At 54.0% G+C, this 1522-nt stretch carries 1 protein-coding gene; it reads right to left on the reverse strand.

What is annotated here, in order from left to right; genetic code table 11:
- The coding region (locus AZ66_RS29065; RefSeq protein ID WP_044358112.1) for a condensation domain-containing protein at positions 1-1522 on the reverse strand (1522 nt) is incomplete at both ends.

Raw genomic sequence — 1522 nt, forward strand, 5'->3', positions numbered from 1 at the left:
CAAGTTCAGCTCGGCAATCTTCGCATCCGGACGGCTTACGATCGCTACGAGCAGCTGCTCGTAATGTTTCGCCAGACGTTCGATCGTCTCCCTTTTGTAAAGAGACGTCGAATATTCGAAGCTGTAATCCAAGCCGCCGTTCTCCTCGCCCACATCCAAGCTGATATCAAACTTCGCGGTATCCAGTGCGCTCGGATAAGGAATCAGGCGAAGCCCTTCCAGCTCAAATTCCTCGTTCTCTGTATTCTGCATCGTAAACAGCGTGTCGAAGAGCGGATTGCGGCTTAAATCACGGGTGACTTGCACCTTATCCACCAATTCTTCGAACGGATAGTTTTGATGCTCGAAGGCGTGGAGAGTCGTTTCTTTGACTTCGTTCAGGTATGACAGGAATGTCTTCTCCGAAGCCGGATAACTGCGGATCGGCAGCGTGTTTAGGAAAATTCCGATCAACGGCTGCACATCTCCATGATTCCTTCCGGCAATCGGCGTACCGACAATTACGTCTTCCTGACCCGAATATTTATGCAGAAGCACGTTATACGCCGCAAGCAGCACCATAAACAGCGTTGTGCCCGTTTCCGAGGCAAACTGCTTCAGGCCGTCGGTTTTCGAAGCGTCGAAGAAAAACTCCAGCGTTTGTCCTTCGTAACTCTGCACGGCCGGACGCGGATAGTCGGTCGGCATTTCCAGCACCGGAAGCTCGCCTTGGAACATGTCCAGCCAGTACGCCTCCTGATGTTGAAGCCGTTCCTTCTGCTCTTGCGAATGCTGCCAAACGGTGTAGTCTTTGTACTGAATGCGCAGAGGCTCCAATTGCTCGCCACCGTACAAGCGAACGAATTCTTCAACAAAGATTTCCATCGAGACACCGTCGGAAATAATATGATGCATATCATACATTAGAATATGGCGTTCCGGAGCCAGCTCGACAAGGCCTACTCTCAGCAGCGGAGGCTTCGCCAAGTCAAACGGCCGGACAAAACGGCGAACCGTCTCTTCGGCCTCTTGCTCATCTACTCGATAGAACTCCACGGCAAAATTCAAGTCCTGGTAAATCCGCTGCGATGCTTCGCCATCCACCATTTCGAACCCGGTGCGCAGCATTTCATGCCGCGCCACGAGCTTACGGAACGCTTCTTCGAACCTTGCCCGGTCCAAAGCCCCCTCCAGCAGCATCGCCTCCGGCATGTTGTAGCTAAGCTCCGCGCCTTCCAGTTGATTCAGGATAAAGAGACGTTTTTGAGCAAAAGATTGCGGGTACACCTCCCGGTCATCCGCCACCGGAATGGCAACGAATGTCTGCTCATCCAGCCGGGAAATGGCGGCCGCCATGCTCTCGATCGTGGAATGGCGGAACACGTCGCGCAGCGGCAGATCCACGCTCAGTTCCTTGTGCACCTTGCTGACCAGCGTCGTCGCCCGCAGGGAGTGGCCGCCGATGTCGAAGAAGTTGTCGTAAACGCCAATCTCCTTCGCAAGCCCAAGCACCTCCTGCCATATCGCCGCCAGCTTCGTTTCC

The organism is Paenibacillus sp. E194 (assembly GCF_000935845.1).
Lineage (GTDB): Bacteria > Bacillota > Bacilli > Paenibacillales > Paenibacillaceae > Paenibacillus_B > Paenibacillus_B alvei_B.